The sequence below is a fragment of the Sphingobium sp. ba1 genome (assembly GCF_000743655.1).
Taxonomy (GTDB): domain Bacteria; phylum Pseudomonadota; class Alphaproteobacteria; order Sphingomonadales; family Sphingomonadaceae; genus Sphingobium.
On the sequence record NZ_JPPQ01000069.1, the window covers coordinates 2,065,859 to 2,080,665 of the forward strand.

The window sequence follows — 14,807 nt, forward strand, 5'->3', positions numbered from 1 at the left end:
CATATGGTTACCCATCACCCTTGATAAACAGGGCCGTTCACGGCATTGCGGCGGGACCAGGGACGTTCTTGCAAGGGTTGAGGTGCATGGCCAGCGTTGAACATACAGACAGCACGGGTCTACCCGGCGAAGATGGGGTCCGCCGTCGCGACTTCATCAATATCGCTGCGGTGAGTTTTGCAGGGGTCGGCGCGGTTGCCGTCGTGCTGCCGCTGATCGACCAGATGAACCCCAGCGCGGACGTGCTGGCGCTGGCATCGACGGAAGTCGATCTCTCGGCGATCCAGCCGGGGCAGGCGATCAAGACGACATTCCGCAGCCAGCCGCTGTTCGTGCGCCAGCTGACGGAAAAGGAAATCGCCGAAGCCGACAAGGTCGATCCTTCCACGCTGCGCGATCCGCAGACGCTCGAAGAGCGCACGGTCGATGGCAAGAAGCAGTGGCTGGTGACCATGGGTGTCTGCACGCATCTGGGCTGCGTGCCGCTGGGCGCTGGCGAAGGTGAGAATAAGGGCGAATATGGCGGCTATTTCTGCCCCTGCCATGGTTCGTCCTACGACACCGCCGCGCGCATCCGTAAAGGCCCCGCGCCGACCAACCTGGAAGTGCCGAAGTTCAGCTTCACTTCCGACACCGCCATTCTCGTAGGCTGAGGTAAGAAACGATGAGCTTTCCCTGGGCTGAGCAATATACGCCGAAAAATCCGGTGATGGTGTGGATCGACGAGAAGCTGCCGCTTCCGCGTCTTGCCTATAACGCTGTGGGTGCGGGCTATCCCGTTCCGCGCAATCTCAATTATTTCTGGAACTTCGGCGTCCTGGCCGGCCTCGCCTTGATGATCCAGATCATCACCGGCGTCGTCCTGGCGATGCATTATGGTGCCAATGACCTGGTGGCGTTCAGCACCGTCGAACAGACGATGCGCGACGTCAATGCGGGCTGGCTGATGCGCTATGCCCACGCCAACGGGGCCAGCTTCTTCTTTATCGTCGTCTATCTCCACATCTTCCGCGGCCTCTATTTCGGCTCCTACAAGGCGCCTCGCGAGATGGTATGGCTGCTTGGCCTCGTCATCTTCCTGCTGATGATGGCGACCGCTTTCATGGGCTATGTGCTGCCCTGGGGTCAGATGTCCTATTGGGGCGCGAAGGTGATCACCGGCCTGTTCGGCGCGATCCCGGTCGTCGGCGAACCGATCCAGACCTGGCTGCTGGGCGGCTTTGCCCCTGGCAACGCCTCGCTCAACCGTTTCTTCTCGCTGCACTTCCTGCTGCCGTTCGTGATTGCCGGGGTCATCATCCTGCATATCTGGGCGCTGCATATTCCCGGTTCCTCGAACCCGACCGGCGTGGAAGTGAAGGGGCCGCAGGACACTGTGCCGTTCCATCCCTATTACACGGCCAAGGACGGCTTCGGCGCGGGCATCTTCCTGATCGCCTTCTGCACCCTGCTGTTCTTCGCACCCAACTTCCTGGGCCACCCGGACAACTATATCGAGGCGAACCCGCTCTCGACGCCCGCGCATATCGTGCCGGAATGGTATTTCTGGCCCTTCTACGCGATCCTGCGCGCCTTCACCGTGGACTTCTTCTTCGTCCCCGCCAAGCTGCTGGGCGTGTTGGCGATGTTCGCATCGATCCTGCTGCTCTTCTTCCTGCCCTGGCTCGACACCTCGCCGGTGCGGTCGGGCAAGTATCGGCCCACCTTCAACAAGTTCTTCTGGATCCTGATCCTCGACGTGTTGATCCTGGGCTATTGCGGCGGCGCGCCGGCTGAAGAGCCTTTCGTGATGATCTCGCAGGTCGCGTCGGCCTATTATTTCGCGCACTTCCTGATCATCCTTCCGCTGATCTCGCGCTTTGAAAAGCCGCTGCCGTTGCCCGGTTCGATCACCGAGGCCGTGCTGGCGAAATATGGCAAGACCGACGGCGCAACCGTCGCGGTCCCGGCCGAATAAGGGGTAGACGTAACATGGTACGCATCGGCGCATTTCTCGTCGGCCTCTTCTTCGCGGGCTGGCTGCTGGTCTCCTTCCTCATGGGGGCGGTGGCCTATGTCTCCGAACCCCCGGTCCCCACTGTGGAAAAGGCCTTTCACGAGCTTCCCAAGCATGTGGCCTTCTCGTTCGACGGACCACTTGGCCATTATGACAAGCAGCAGCTGCAGCGCGGCTTCCAGGTTTACAAGGAAGTCTGCTCGGCCTGCCACAGCCTGAAGTTCGTTGCGTTCCGCGATCTCGAAGCGCTTGGCTATAACGAAGCCGAAGTGAAGGCGATCGCCAAGCAGTGGGCGATCAAGGCTCCCTCGGTCGATCCCGCAACGGGCGAAGCATCGACCCGTGAGCCGATGCCGGCGGACTATTTCCCCAAGCCCTTCGCGAACAATGTCGCGGCGGCTGCGGCGAACAACAATGCGATCCCGCCAGACCTGTCGCTGATGACCAAGGCTCGCCATCATGGCAGCGCCTATGTCTATTCGCTGCTGACCGGCTATCAGGCGCAACCCGCTGCGCTGCTCAAGGAGTTCCCGGATTCCAAGACGCCGGAAGGGCTGCACTACAACCCCTATTTCGCGAACTTGAACCTCGCCATGGCGCCGCCGCTGACGGCCGAAGGCCAGGTGACCTATAGCGACGGCACCAAGCCGACGGTGGACCAGATGGCGAAGGACGTTTCGGCCTTCCTGACCTGGACTGCCGAGCCCAAGCTCGAAAACCGCCGCCGTGCGGGTCTGGCGACGATCATCTTCCTGCTGATCGCCACGGGTCTGGCCTATATGTCCTACCAGAATATCTGGGCGGAGAAGAAGAAGGCGGCCTGACAGGTCGGTCCGCAAGAGCAAGGATTATGAAGAGGGCGCGGTTTCATCTGGGAACCGCGCCCTCTTTCCTTATGGAGACGGCATGAGCATCGACACGCTGGCGGGCCTCGTCCGCACGATCCCCGATTTTCCCAAACCCGGCATCCAGTTTCGTGATGTCACGACCTTGTTGGCGGATGGCGCAGGGCTGGCGGAACTGGTCGAGCGCATGGCGTCGATCGCGCGGCCGCTCGATCCTGACTTGATCGTCGGCATCGAAGCGCGCGGCTTCATCCTGGGTGCCGCGCTCGCGCTGGCCTTGGGCAAGGGCTTCGTGCCGGTGCGCAAGGCGGGCAAGCTGCCGGGCAAGACGGTCGGCATCGACTATGTGTTGGAATATGGCACGGATCGGCTGGAACTGCATGAAGGACAGGTTCCAGCGGACACGCGCGTTCTCTTGGTCGATGATTTGATCGCCACGGGCGGCACCGCGCTCGCCGCTGCGCAATTGCTGCGTGAGCAGGGGGCGAGCGTGTTGATGGCGCTTTTCGCGATCGACCTGCCCGATCTTGGCGGGATGGCGGCGCTGGAAGCCGACGGCATCGCCGCGCAGGCGATCATCGCGTTCGACGGCGACTAAAGGTCTTTGGTCAGGGCCTCCGGCAGCAGGTCCACCGCTGCGGCGAGCCGTTCGTCCAGCAATTCCAGCAATTCCATCCAGCCGTGGATATGGGCGAGTTCGCCCGGTCCATCGGAAATGCCGCGCAAGCCCATCAGTGGCACGGCGAAGTGGGCGCAGGCCCGCGCCACCGCAAAGGTCTCCATATCGACCATATCGGCGTCGATCGCGGCATATTCCTCACCCCCGACGATATTCGCGCCGGTCGAAAGCCGCACAGTGGGCATCGCGAGCGGCGTTGCCAGCGGGACATCAACGGGATGATCGACAAAGGGCGTCACGCCTTTGGTAAAGCCCAAGCGCGAAGCATCCATGTCACGCCAGGAGACACTGGCGACCTGCACCACTTCGCCCAAGCCGCAGATTCGCGATCCGGCCGAACCGAGGCAGACGACCAGATCGGGAAGCGTATTCTCACGCGCCATATCCTGAAGGGCGATCCCGGTCACCAGCGCTGCTTCGACCGGCCCCACGCCCGTCATCAGCGGGGTGAACCGGCTACGCAAATGCGGTCCATATTCCGCTTCCGCCGCCATCACGAACAGCAGGCGCTTGCCCGAAACGATCTCGCAGCCTGCCATCTCTGTTCGCCCCTTGCCCATGCCGCAACGCCCATAGCCCGGCGGCAGCGACACCGCAAAAGAGAAAGCCCGCCACCTGAAAACAGGTGACGGGCTTTGTCATGGTGGGCGTGGCAAGGATTGAACTTGCGACCCCTGCGATGTCAACACAGTGCTCTACCACTGAGCTACACGCCCACGGGAGTTGGGCCTTTAGCCGGGCGAATCGGATGGTGCAAGCAGGAAAATGCCCGGCTCTGATATTCTTCTTGACAGCGCAGGAGCGGCCCATATGCTGCGGCGCAAACAGGGGGACGCCAAAACTTATGCTGCCATCGCCATCCTCGCCAATTCAGACGACGCCGCGCCTGCCCTGGTACCGGCAGCTTTATGTCCAGGTGCTGATCGCCATCGCGCTGGGTGTGACGATCGGCCATTTCTTTCCTGACGCCGGGGTCCAGCTCAAGCCCTTGGGCGAGGCCTTCATCAAGTTGGTGAAGATGATCATCGCGCCGGTCATTTTCCTGACCATCGTCACTGGCATTGCGGGCATGAAGGAACTGGGTGCGATCGGCCGGGTCGCTGCCAAGGCCTTTGGCTATTTCCTGACCTTTTCGACGCTGGCGCTGATCGTGGGCCTAATCGTTGCCAATGTCGTGCAACCCGGCGCTGGGCTCAACATCGATCCGGCGACGCTCGATGCTAATCAAGTCGCCGACTATGCCAGCAAGGCGCATGAGAGCAGCCTGACCGGCTTCCTGATAAACATCATTCCGGCGACCATGGTGTCGGCGGTGGCGGACGGCAATATCCTGCAGGTGCTGTTCGTGGCGATCCTGTTCGGGATCGCGCTAACTCTGATCGGCGACAAGGCCGCGCCGCTGATGACCGTGCTCGAATCCGCCAGCCATGCGGTGTTCAAGCTGGTGTCCATCCTGATGAAAGCCGCACCGATCGGGGCGTTCGGGGCAATGGCCTTCACCATCGGCGAATATGGCGTCGGGACGCTCGCCAACCTAGCCGGGCTGGTCGCGACCTTCTATCTGACGTCGCTGCTGTTCGTGCTGGTCGTGCTGGGTGGTGTTTGCTGGGCGGTGGGTTTCAATATCCTTCATCTGATCCGCTATTTGAAGGCCGAACTGCTCCTGGTCCTTGGGACATCCTCGTCCGAGGCGGCCTTACCCAGCCTCATCGAGAAAATGGAGCGGGCCGGGTGCCGCAAGTCCGTGGTCGGGTTGGTCGTGCCTACGGGTTACAGCTTCAATCTCGACGGCACCAATATCTACATGACGCTGGCAGCGCTGTTCATCGCGCAGGCCTGCAATGTCGATATCAGCCTGGAGCAGCAGATATTGCTGCTGTTGGTGGCGATGATCTCGTCCAAGGGCGCGGCCGGGGTGACAGGGGCGGGCTTCATCACATTGGCCGCCACGCTGTCGATCGTGCCGACGGTGCCGGTCGCGGGCATGACGCTGATTTTGGGCGTCGATCGCTTCATGAGCGAATGCCGCAGTCTCACCAACTTCATCGGCAATGCCGTGGCGACCGTGGTCGTCTCGGCCTGGGAAAAGGGATTGGACCGCGAGCGGTTCAATGCCGCGATGGCCGGGATCGCGCTCGATCCCACGCCCGACATGGAAGAAGTCGTCCCCGACTAGAGGATCACGTCAGTCCGGTCAGGCTTTCGCTGCTGAACATCCGCTCGACCTCCAGCACCAGGTCGCGCAGGTGGAAGGGCTTGGACAAGACCTTGGCCTGCGGCACAGCCTTGCCCGCGCGCAAGGTGACGGCGGCAAAGCCGGTGATGAACATGATTCGCATGTCCGGTGCCACTGATGCGGCATGCTGGGCCAGTTCGATGCCGTCCATTTCCGGCATGACGATATCGGTCAGCAACAGGTCGAACCGGTCGGTGCGGATATGCGGCACCGCCTCTGTCCCCGTCGAGACCGCGACGACCTCATATCCCGACCGTTCCAGCGCGCGGGCCAGATAGACGCGCATGCTCTCATCGTCTTCGGCCAATAATATGCGAACCATCGCCCCCACTCTCATATCCTCCGCGACCCCCACGGGTGGCGCGAAGCCGTGATATATGCGACAAGGTGTAAATATTATCCAGCCAAGCCACGATTTTTGCCCGGATCGTTGAAAGGAGCGCCATTGGACGACAGCCCGCCGCGCGCGCCGACGCACAGCGACCCGGCCTTCGATCTTTATGGCCCCGCGATTCCCGATCGCCCGCTTATCCTGTCCGTCCCCCATGCCGGACGGCTCTATCCGCCGGCCTTGCTGGCGCAGGCGCGCGTCCGGCCGGAAATGCTGCGGCGGCTGGAGGATCGCTGGGTCGACCTGTTGGTGCATCCGCTGATAGCGCAGGGCTTCACTGTGCTGGTGGCGCGCGCGCCGCGTGCGTTGATCGACCTTAACCGGCATGACCGGGAGGTCGATCCGGCGATGCTCTCCGACCTGCCCCATATGGTGGCCTTGCAAACAAGCGCGAAACTGCGTGGCGGGCTTGGCCTGCTGCCGCGTCGTTTGCCCGGCGCGCCGGAATTGTGGCGCGGACCGATCAGCTGGGCGGAGGTGCAGCGGCGGATCGATATGGTCCACCGGCCCTATCATGCGACACTCGCGCAATTGATGGCGGCGGCGCGGGATGCCCATGGCCATGCCATTCTGATCGACCTGCATTCCATGCCCCCGCTGCCGCCGCCCGCGCCGGGCTGTCCCGCGCCAGGGCTGGTGCTGGGCGACCGGTTCGGGCGCAGCGCATCGAGCCGCTTGACGACGCTCGCAGCCGATGTGGCGGCGGGGCACGACATGCTGGTGGCGATCAATAGCCCCTATGCGGGCGATTATCTGATCGAACGGCATGGGCGACCGGAGCGCGATCTGCATGCGCTGCAGATCGAGATCGACCGGACGCTCTACCTGGATGCGACATTGGACCGGCCGGGGCCGGGGGTCGCGCGGATGCGCGTGCTGGTGCAGGCGATTGCCCAGGCGTTGGCGGTCGAACTGCCGCGTGCCGACTATGCGCTGGCGGCGGAATGATCAGCCAATGACAGCCCGCGCGCCGGCAACGCTCAGATGGTGCGAATCGAAGTAGAGGGGCTGGCCGTTCCGCTCGATGGCGCAAACGCGCGCGTCGCATAGCCGCGCTACGGGGTCGATCAGCGTCACACCCTGCGCCTGCCAGCGCGAGAAGAGTGCGCGGAGATTGACGATGCGCGATTCTACTTGCGCCCGCTCTATCCCCTGTGCGTTGCCGAGCATGTCGGCGCGCGCCAGATGGGCGAGGTGGCGTGGCACGTCGAAGGGTTGAGGCGGAACTGCGCCGATCAGCACGACCTCCCGCCCTTCGGCCCGGATGGCGGCGATGGTGCGGTCGAGTTTCGCCACGAAAGCAGGATCGTCAAATGTACCATTGGCCCAGAAGGCGGCGAGGTAGATGCGGCGTAGCCCCGGATCGGCGCGGATTGCGTCGAAAGCGGCCCGGTTGGCGGCGGCGCAACGGGCATCCTTCGCCTCATAACCCAACAAGGGAGGGCAACTCGACGTCGTCCGCTCGATCAGCGATTGGCCCTGTGCGCGCGCGTCCTGCGCCAGCACATGCGCCAGTTCCACGCCATGACTGTCGCCCCACAGCATGGCGTCGGGCCGGACGGGCGCGCCCAGGACGCAGGGTTTGGCGCCACGCATATAGTTGTCGTGGCAGCGCTTGCGATCCGGGCTGATGTCGTTGCGCCCGGCGATCTGCGCCAGAACGGTGGACGAAAATCGCGATGGCCATGGTCCCATCGCCAGCAGGGCCAGCGACAGCGCGCAGAGCAGCGCCATTGCCGCGCCGGTGAAGCGGAAGATGGTGCGGGGCGGCATGCGGGCCGAATCGCGGAAGGGTTGTTCGACGAAGCGCCAGGACAGGCAGGCGATAGCCAGCGATGCGGCGATGACGGCGAGCTGGGTTCCGCCCGAAAGCGGCAGGTCGGTCGCATATTCGGTGAAGACGATCAGCGGCCAGTGCCACAGATAGAGCGAGTAGGAGATCAGGCCTATGCCGACCAGCGGGGGCAGGGCGAGGATGCGACCCGCGCTCGTCCCCGGCGCGCTGTGGAGCAGCGCCATTGCGCCCAGCACGGGGGCCAGGGCCGCGACGCCGGGGAATAGCGTGTTGCGGTCATAGAGGAGGACCGCACTGCCGATCGCCAACAGGCCAGCCCAAGCGACGGCTTCGCGCAGCCAGCGCGCCCGGATTGCCGGAACGACCCCCAGTGCCAGGAGCGCGCCCGCGAGTAATTCCCAGGCGCGGGTGGGGAGCAGGTAGAAGGCGAAGCCCGTCGTGTCTCGCTGCATGACTATGCACAGGGTCAGCGATGCGATCCCGATGGCCGCCACGACGCCTGCACGCGCGCGCGTTCCGAAGCGGGCGAGCAGCATCAGCAGGATCGGGAAGCCGATATAATATTGCTCCTCCACCGCCAGCGACCAGGTCTGGAGCAGGGGCTTCACGTCCGCACCGCCGGCAAAATAGCCGGTGTCGGTGAAGAACCACAGGTTGGAGACAAACAGCGTTGCGGCCAGCGCGGATTTGGGTATGCCCTCCAGATCGCCGGGCAGATAGAGCCAGGCTGCCAGGCCCAGCACGGCGAGGATCATCAGGGCGAGGGCGGGCATGATTCGCCGGAAGCGCCGCTCATAGAAGCGGAGCAGCGAGAAGCGGCCGTCATCGACGTCGCGGGCGATGATGCCGGTGATCAGATAGCCCGAAATCACGAAGAAGATGTCGACGCCGACATAGCCGCCCGAAAAGCCCGGCACATGGGCGTGGAAGAACAAGACCGGCAGGATAGCGAGCGCGCGCAGGCCGTCAATGTCGCGGCGGTGGGGCCGGGTCATGCGCGCGCCTATCTGTTCTGCCTTTCCATGCATGGCGCGGGCCTACGCCCAAAGCCCTGATATTTGCTTTACCCGATTCGCGGCGAGGACGCGGGACACGATTGCAGTTTACGCAATTGCAGCTTCACCCTTCGCATTTGCGAAGAATACGCCCGGCTGGCACTAAGACTGTGCCTTTCAGGCATCCTCTCCTAAACTTTTCAGGCTGGTCTCACGATCAGCCTTTTTTTTGTCTGCGGCTTGGGCTAGGCATCCCTCGCTGTTGCCGCGCCATATAACATGTTTCTGGAGAGGGGCCGCCGGTAAGACCGGCAGGCGGGGCATAGTTGGGGGATCGAGCGCTTGAGTGCGCTCTCCCCCATTTTCTTATCTTCTATGCGGTTGCCATCTCGCGGCCATAAGCGACCACGGCTTCCACTTCGGCGCGGTCGCCCAACACGACGCCGACGCGCTGGTGCAGGCTGGTCGCGGGCACGTCCATGATCGGCTGGAACCCGTCGCTCGACGCGCCGCCCGCCTGCTCGATCAGATAGCTCATGGGATTGGCTTCATACATCAGCCGCAGCTTGGCCTTGCCCGGATTGCGGTGATCATAAGGATAGAGGAAGATCCCGCCGCGCTTGAGGATGCGATGCACGTCCGCCACCATGGAGGCGGTCCAGCGCATATTGTAATCCTGGCCGCATGGCCCTGCGCCACCCATCACGCGCTCTTCGACATAGCGGGCCACGGCGGGCGACCATTGGCGGCGGTTGGACATGTTGATGGCAAATTCGCACTTGCCCTGCGGCATTTGCATATTGGCGTCGGTCATCACCCAGCTGCCGACTTCGCGGTCGAGCGTGAATTCATAGACGCCGGTGCCGACGCTCAGCACCAGCAAGGTTTGCGGCCCGTAAATGGCATAGCCCGCCGCGACCTGTGCCCGGCCATCCTGCAGGAAATCCTCCTCCGTCACTTCACGACCCGCGCATTCGTCGGGCGCTTTGAGAACGGAGAAGATCGTGCCGACCGACAGGTCGACGTCGATATTGCTGGACCCGTCGATCGGATCGAACAGCAGCAGATATTCGCCCTTGGGATAGCGATTGGGGATGCGGTGGATCGTCTCCATCTCTTCCGACGCCATGGCGGCGAGATGGCCGCCCCATTCATTGGCATCGAGCAGCATTTCATTGGCGATCACGTCCAGCTTCTTCTGGACCTCGCCCTGCACATTTTCGCTGTCCAGGCTGCCCAGCACTTCGCCCAGCGCGCCCTTGCTGACGGCATGGCTGATCGTCTTGCACGCGCGCGCCACGGTTTCGATCAGCAGGCGCAATTCGGCGGGCAGGGCTTCGGCCAAGCGCTGTTGTTCGATCAGGAAACGGGTGAGGGTGGTTCTTGCCATGGGCCGCCTTTCGTAAAGGGCAGGGGCCGCGACAGGACGCCGCGGCGCTTGAAAATCGGAACGCGCCTTCGCTACGGGAGTCGCCCCGTCAAGTCCAGCCGCCGCGTCACTCGCCGCGCGCCCGCGCCGCAGCGTCGGCGCGGCCCACCGCAAGGGCGCGGACCCGTTCTACCCCTTCGGCAAAAGCGCCACCGCGCGCCGCCTGTCCCGCTTGGGCATAGAGGCGTTCCGCGCCGGCATAGTCGCCATCGCGTTCGGCGCAGAGGCCAAGGTTGAACAGGAGCGAGGGATGGCCCGGCCGGTCGCCGTCCATCGCCGCCCATTCGCCGCAGGCGGCGACCGGATCGCGCTGCGACGATTTGATGCTGTCGCGGAAGCGCTGGGCCATGGCCTTGTCCATCCCGTCGCGTTCTTCGCGCAGGCGGATGCGGTAATTTTCGTGGCGCGGGATGATGTCGTCGGCCAGCCGGTCCGCAGCGGTGCGGACCATGCGATCGATGCTCTGGCGCGGGGTGCGCTTGGACTTGTCCTGGGGGCAGGTGACGATGGTGTCGGTTTGCGTGCGGGTTTCGCTATAGAGGATCTGGCCGTCTGTGACGCGGGCGATCCGCAAGGTCGGGGCGAAGGTTACCGTTTCCTGCAGGCACAGCGCCTCGACCTTCTCCTTCTTCGTGCATTTCTGCTCTGTGCCCTCGGCACAGACTTCGACCTGCCGCTTCACATTGGTTTCGCGCACGCTGGCATCGGCAAGGCCGGTGATGATGCCATCGGCGTCGGGGCCGCGCCGCGACAGGGCGATGACGGCATAATAGGGGCGTCCATCCGGCCCGGCGCGGCTTAATTTCTGTTCGATCGCCAGCGCCAGCGCGGTGCCGTCGCGCCCGGCAATGCGATCGACGCCGATGCTGCGCAGCAGGCTGACGGCGCGATAGGGGGCCGGGAAATGGCCGGTCATCGCAAAGACCTCCGCCTCAACCGGCGTACTGGCCGCCATGGCCGCCGCTATGATGGTGAACCCGACGATTGGCCGCACGATATTTCCCCCTTTATTGCCCGGCTCTCCTGTAAGCTCGTGCCTGCATACGATCAAGCGGATGACGGTGCATCTTGATGGGAACCGGTCGCGCGATCGACCGTTCCGGTGGCGTGCCAAATGGCAGCGTGGAAGGATCATCATGGACAGTCTGATTGCCGCTTTTACCGACCCCACCGCCATTGCCGCGCTGATTGCGCTGGTGGTCATGGAAGTGGTGCTGGGCATCGACAACCTGGTGTTCATATCGATCCTGACCAACAAACTGCCGGTCGAGCAGCGCCAGAAGGCGCGGCGCATCGGCATCGGCCTGGCGCTCGGCATGCGGTTGGTGCTGCTGTCGATGATCGCCTGGATCGTCGGCCTGACCGCGCCGGTGTTCGATCTGGGCATCAGCGGTCCGCTGAACGAATATGGCGCCCCGACCTTTGAAACCGAATTTTCCTGGCGCGACCTGATCCTGATCGTCGGCGGCCTGTTCCTGATCTGGAAGGCGACCAAGGAAATCCATCACACTGTCGATCCGGCGGGCGGCGACGATGTGCTGGACAAAAAAAGCGTCGCCACCATCACATTCGGCAGCGCGATCGTGCAGATCATCCTGCTCGACATGATCTTCTCGCTCGATTCGATCCTGACCGCGGTTGGCATGACCGACAATCTGGCGATCATGGTGATCGCGGTGCTGGTCGCGGTGACGGCGATGGTGCTGGCGGCCGACCCGCTCGCCAATTTCATAGCCAAGAACCCGACCGTGGTGATGCTGGCGCTCGGCTTCCTGCTGATGATCGGCGCGGTGCTGATCGCCGATGGCTTTGGCGTGCATGTGCCCAAGGGCTATATCTATGCGGCGATGGCTTTCTCGACGCTGGTCGAGTGCCTGAACATCTTTGCGCGGCGCGCGCAGAAGCGGAAGGGCGGGGCCTAAGGTCACGCCTGCTAAGGTCACAGCGGCGAAGTTCACACCGTCGTCGGGTTTTTCGCGGCAATCGTAATGTAGAAGCGGTTGCGAAGACGCGGCGGCGCGCCGGTTGGGTAACTGGTGGGTCACAGCGACGCGACAGCGATGCGACGCTGACGCGACGGTTGCGCGGCAGTGCGGCGACGGGGGGCGGGCTGATGTGGGAGACGTAGAAGGGCGGCGCGGGGGCTTCATCTGGCAGGATAGATCAGAGATTATCCTACATTGGAAGGGTGTTGGATGGGGGAGGACCGGGGGGTCTTGAAGCGACCCAGCCTGTGTGAAAAGGCGACAATTATGGTATGATGCTCTGACGGTTTGGAGGGTCATATGGGTCGCTTCATTGCTGGCGCTGATCGCAGCCAGACGACATTATTCCCACCGTGTGTAGATGACTGGATCGGGGAGGATAATCCGGTTCGCGTGGTCGATGCATTTGTTGATGCGCTGGATCTTGGAGAGCTTGGCTTTGACGGCGTGGAGCCTGCGGCGACGGGGCGTCCATCCTATCTCCCTCGGTGCTGCTCAAGCTGTACATTTACGGATATCTGAACCGGGTGCAGTCGAGCCGTCGCCTGGAGCGTGAGGCCGATCGCAACGTCGAACTTATGTGGTTGGTTGGTCGGCTGGTGCCAGATCACAAGACGATCGCGGACTTCCGTCGTGACAATGGCGCTGCGATCCAAGGGGTTTGCAGCCGCTTCGTCCTTCTGTGCCGCCAGATGGGCCTTCTGGCCGGCGGGAGCGTCGCCATAGACGGCAGTAAGTTTAAGGCGGTAAACAACCGCGATCGCAACTTCACCAAGGCCAAGCTGGAGCGCCGACGGCAGCAGATCGAGGAGAGCGTTGCACGGTATCTCTCGCAGCTCGATACCGCCGACCGTCAGGAACCGACCGAGATACTGGCCGCCAAAACGGAAAGGCTCAAGGAGAAGGTCGCCAGGCTTGAGCAAGAGATGCGGCGCCTTGACGGGTTGGAAGCTCAGATGCTGGCACAACCGGACCAACAAATCTCGCTGACCGATCCGGATGCACGCTCCATGGCGACCAGCGGCCGGGGGACCGGGATGGTCGGCTACAATGTCCAGATCGCGGTCGATACAGAGCATCATCTGATCGTCACCCACGAGGTGACGAACATTGGTAGCGACCGTGCCCAAATCAGCGGTATGGCAATGAAGGCAAAAGCGGTGCTGGAAACAGACCGGCTCGATGTGGTTGCTGATAGAGGTTACTTCTCAGGCGAGGAAATCCTGGCAAGCGAACAGGTCGGCGTGACGGTGACCATGCCTAAACCTATGACCTCAAGAGCAAAGACGGCCGGTCGGTTCGGCAAGGAAGACTTCGTCTACATGCCCGAGCAGGACGCGTATCGCTGCCCGGCCGGTGAGCAGTTGAAGAATCGGTTCCAGACAGTGGAAAGGGGCATGACGCTCAATCGATACTGGACCAGCTCTTGCCCTAGTTGCCCCATCAAGGCCCAATGCACGACCTCCAAGGAACGCCGCGTCACCCGGTGGGAGCATGAGGACGTAATCGAAGCCATGCAGAAAAGGCTGGATGCGAACCCTGATGCGATGCGGATACGAAGGCAAACGGTTGAACATCCCTTCGCCACTCTCAAGGCGCGAATGGGCTACACACACTTCCTCATGAAGACCAAGCCCAGGGTCTCAACCGAAATGGCGCTGCATGTACTGGCCTACAACCTGACCAGGGTCCTCAATATCGGGGGTAGCAAGGCAATCCTCAAAGCCATCGCAACCTGAAGGATATTGCGCCAGAATCTGCCCGCTATCTACGTGACATCGCCTTCCAGCAGCTACATCTGCAGCGTTTTCACACAGGCTGGACCATTTACGGACGTTAGTGGGCGAACGTGTAAAGCGCTCCGGGTGCTGCCAGTAAACAGATGATGAGCCAATGTTTCCACGTCAGCCGCTCCGACTTTCGGAAACCCAAGGCCACGCCGAATGCCGCCGTGCCGAATAAGAGAAGCCCACCTTGCAAAATATTAGCATCCTCAGAGTGATACAACACACTGATAACGATGGCTGAACTAACAGCCATAAAGGCGCTAAGGAATAAAAAGCCCAAGACGGCAATGCGGATCATCGCATCCCACGCGTGGGCTTGTGCGTAGTGGTTCGGCTTCATTGCATCGACGTAGCATGAGAGTGACGAACAGGAAAAGCCGCCCGTCCGCAAACCACCCCTTTCCGTCATGCCGGGCTTGACCCGGCATCCATTAGCTCACGGGTGCCAAGTCGTTGACATGCTGAGGCTCATAGACCCCGGATCAAGTCCGGGGTGACGGCGTTGATGAGTGTCCGAAATCTACCCAACTCAGCCAGAAACTATGGTCCCTGGAAGGTGCGTTTTTGTGGCGGGCGTTCCCCCTCCCGGCTTGCGGGAGGGGGTTAGGGGATGGGCTTGCGCGAGGGTGCGTTGGCCCACCCCGCTGCGACTAAGGCGCTGCGCGCCTA

General features: G+C 62.6%; 13 protein-coding genes, 1 tRNA gene and 1 pseudogene. 8 read left to right on the plus strand and 7 right to left on the minus strand.

Translation table 11 applies throughout. The features are described from left to right. Nucleotides 1–86 precede the first annotated feature (86 nt). From petA to IL54_RS13105, 4 genes are all read left to right on the plus strand, one after another. Nucleotides 87–653, plus strand: coding sequence for a ubiquinol-cytochrome c reductase iron-sulfur subunit (gene petA / locus IL54_RS13090; RefSeq protein WP_037476238.1), 567 nt, complete (start codon nucleotides 87–89; stop codon nucleotides 651–653). An 11-nt stretch (nucleotides 654–664) separates the two neighbouring features. Continuing rightward, entirely contained in the window at nucleotides 665–1,957 is a 1,293-nt protein-coding gene (locus IL54_RS13095; RefSeq protein ID WP_037476240.1) for a cytochrome b, read from the plus strand. 14 nt (nucleotides 1,958–1,971) lie between these two features. Continuing rightward, complete coding sequence (locus IL54_RS13100; protein ID WP_037476242.1) at nucleotides 1,972–2,820, plus strand: cytochrome c1; 849 nt, start codon at nucleotides 1,972–1,974, stop codon at nucleotides 2,818–2,820. Nucleotides 2,821–2,902: 82 nt separating this feature from the next. Then, nucleotides 2,903–3,439 (plus strand): adenine phosphoribosyltransferase, encoded by a 537-nt coding sequence (locus IL54_RS13105; RefSeq protein WP_037476244.1) that lies wholly within the window; start codon nucleotides 2,903–2,905, stop codon nucleotides 3,437–3,439. On the opposite strand, the gene IL54_RS13110 is transcribed toward IL54_RS13105, so the two are convergent. Together IL54_RS13110 and IL54_RS13115 are read right to left on the minus strand one after the other, a co-directional pair. Continuing rightward, nucleotides 3,436–4,059, minus strand: coding sequence for a 5'-methylthioadenosine/S-adenosylhomocysteine nucleosidase (locus tag IL54_RS13110; protein WP_037476246.1), 624 nt, complete (start codon nucleotides 4,057–4,059; stop codon nucleotides 3,436–3,438). The genes IL54_RS13105 and IL54_RS13110 overlap by 4 nt on opposite strands. Before the next feature lie 102 nt (nucleotides 4,060–4,161). Next, a tRNA-Val gene (locus tag IL54_RS13115) sits at nucleotides 4,162–4,236 on the minus strand. A gap of 128 nt (nucleotides 4,237–4,364) precedes the next feature. Between IL54_RS13115 and IL54_RS13120 the strand changes: the two genes are divergently transcribed. Continuing rightward, the gene (locus IL54_RS13120; protein WP_037476248.1) at nucleotides 4,365–5,696 is read left to right on the plus strand and encodes a dicarboxylate/amino acid:cation symporter; all 1,332 of its coding nucleotides are present in this window, start codon (nucleotides 4,365–4,367) and stop codon (nucleotides 5,694–5,696) included. 4 nt (nucleotides 5,697–5,700) lie between these two features. Here the strand turns inward: IL54_RS13120 and cpdR are convergent, their stop codons facing one another. Further along, nucleotides 5,701–6,078 (minus strand): cell cycle two-component system response regulator CpdR, encoded by a 378-nt coding sequence (cpdR, locus tag IL54_RS13125; protein WP_037476250.1) that lies wholly within the window; start codon nucleotides 6,076–6,078, stop codon nucleotides 5,701–5,703. Nucleotides 6,079–6,201: 123 nt separating this feature from the next. On the opposite strand from cpdR, the gene IL54_RS13130 reads away from it, so the two are divergent. Further along, a complete protein-coding gene (locus tag IL54_RS13130; RefSeq protein WP_037476252.1) occupies nucleotides 6,202–7,095 on the plus strand; it encodes an N-formylglutamate amidohydrolase in 894 nt (297 codons plus the stop codon). On the opposite strand, the gene IL54_RS13135 is transcribed toward IL54_RS13130, so the two are convergent. The 3 genes from IL54_RS13135 to IL54_RS13145 form a co-directional block, all read right to left on the minus strand. Further along, entirely contained in the window at nucleotides 7,096–8,937 is a 1,842-nt protein-coding gene (locus IL54_RS13135; RefSeq protein WP_037478636.1) for an acyltransferase family protein, read from the minus strand. It lies immediately after the preceding gene. Between the two features lie 373 nt (nucleotides 8,938–9,310). Next, complete coding sequence (locus IL54_RS13140) at nucleotides 9,311–10,327, minus strand: class 1 fructose-bisphosphatase (protein WP_037476253.1); 1,017 nt, start codon at nucleotides 10,325–10,327, stop codon at nucleotides 9,311–9,313. Between the two features lie 106 nt (nucleotides 10,328–10,433). Further along, nucleotides 10,434–11,360 (minus strand): hypothetical protein, encoded by a 927-nt coding sequence (locus tag IL54_RS13145; protein WP_156106211.1) that lies wholly within the window; start codon nucleotides 11,358–11,360, stop codon nucleotides 10,434–10,436. Between the two features lie 142 nt (nucleotides 11,361–11,502). Between IL54_RS13145 and IL54_RS13150 the strand changes: the two genes are divergently transcribed. Further along, entirely contained in the window at nucleotides 11,503–12,288 is a 786-nt protein-coding gene (locus IL54_RS13150) for a TerC family protein (RefSeq protein WP_076605509.1), read from the plus strand. 363 nt (nucleotides 12,289–12,651) lie between these two features. Further along, nucleotides 12,652–14,090, plus strand: a pseudogene (locus tag IL54_RS13155) (IS1182 family transposase). Nucleotides 14,091–14,187: 97 nt separating this feature from the next. Here the strand turns inward: IL54_RS13155 and IL54_RS13160 are convergent. Continuing rightward, nucleotides 14,188–14,436 carry a hypothetical protein gene (locus tag IL54_RS13160; protein WP_037478638.1) on the minus strand — a complete coding sequence of 83 codons (249 nt, stop codon included), beginning with the start codon at nucleotides 14,434–14,436 and terminating at the stop codon, nucleotides 14,188–14,190. Nucleotides 14,437–14,807 lie beyond the last annotated feature (371 nt).

Coding starts and splice junctions, on each gene's coding strand:
- IL54_RS13160 (WP_037478638.1), bottom strand. CDS start 14,436: ATGATCCGCATTGCCGTCTTGGGCTTTTTATTCCTTAGCGCCTTTATG.
- IL54_RS13110 (WP_037476246.1), bottom strand. CDS start 4,059: ATGGCAGGCTGCGAGATCGTTTCGGGCAAGCGCCTGCTGTTCGTGATG.
- IL54_RS13140 (WP_037476253.1), bottom strand. CDS start 10,327: ATGGCAAGAACCACCCTCACCCGTTTCCTGATCGAACAACAGCGCTTG.
- IL54_RS13100 (WP_037476242.1), top strand. CDS start 1,972: ATGGTACGCATCGGCGCATTTCTCGTCGGCCTCTTCTTCGCGGGCTGG.
- cpdR (WP_037476250.1), bottom strand. CDS start 6,078: ATGGTTCGCATATTATTGGCCGAAGACGATGAGAGCATGCGCGTCTAT.
- IL54_RS13095 (WP_037476240.1), top strand. CDS start 665: ATGAGCTTTCCCTGGGCTGAGCAATATACGCCGAAAAATCCGGTGATG.
- petA (WP_037476238.1), top strand. CDS start 87: ATGGCCAGCGTTGAACATACAGACAGCACGGGTCTACCCGGCGAAGAT.
- IL54_RS13105 (WP_037476244.1), top strand. CDS start 2,903: ATGAGCATCGACACGCTGGCGGGCCTCGTCCGCACGATCCCCGATTTT.
- IL54_RS13150 (WP_076605509.1), top strand. CDS start 11,503: ATGGACAGTCTGATTGCCGCTTTTACCGACCCCACCGCCATTGCCGCG.
- IL54_RS13120 (WP_037476248.1), top strand. CDS start 4,365: ATGCTGCCATCGCCATCCTCGCCAATTCAGACGACGCCGCGCCTGCCC.
- IL54_RS13135 (WP_037478636.1), bottom strand. CDS start 8,937: ATGACCCGGCCCCACCGCCGCGACATTGACGGCCTGCGCGCGCTCGCT.